The 427-nt window shown below is 63.5% G+C and carries 1 protein-coding gene; it reads left to right on the top strand.

Going from position 1 to position 427, the window contains the following annotated elements; all coding sequences use genetic code 11:
• Positions 1–423 (top strand): hypothetical protein (locus tag DFR29_RS24695; RefSeq protein WP_208113709.1); only part of this gene is annotated, 423 nt, incomplete at its 5' end.
• Positions 424–427 lie beyond the last annotated feature (4 nt).

The following is a 427-nucleotide window of genomic DNA, read 5'->3' on the forward strand; positions in this document are numbered from 1 at the left end:
AGCAACGCGACCCAGCTCACCACCTACAGCTACGACAACGCCGACCGTCTTGAGGCCGTCGCCGAACCCGGCCGCACCACCACCTACACCCTCGACCCCGTCGGCAACCGCACCCACGAACGCGTCGTCAACGCCGGCAACATCGCCATCAGCGATTCCACTCTGGTCTACAACGATCGCGACCAGCTCACCAGCCGGACCGACCCGCTGGCCAATGTCCACCTCGTACAGACCTGGGACGACAACGGCAACCTGAAAACCCAGACCGCCAACAACGGCACCCCGCGCGTCTACAGCTACGTAAGCGTCCGGCGCCGCCACATTCTCGAACCCGATCATCAGAGCAATGCTTGTCGCTCACCTTCTCGGAGCGCCAAGCGTGCAAGCATCGAAGACCGAAGCCTTCTGGCGCCGTCACGTTGAAGCG

It is taken from the genome of Tahibacter aquaticus (assembly GCF_004363655.1).
Lineage (GTDB): Bacteria > Pseudomonadota > Gammaproteobacteria > Xanthomonadales > Rhodanobacteraceae > Tahibacter > Tahibacter aquaticus.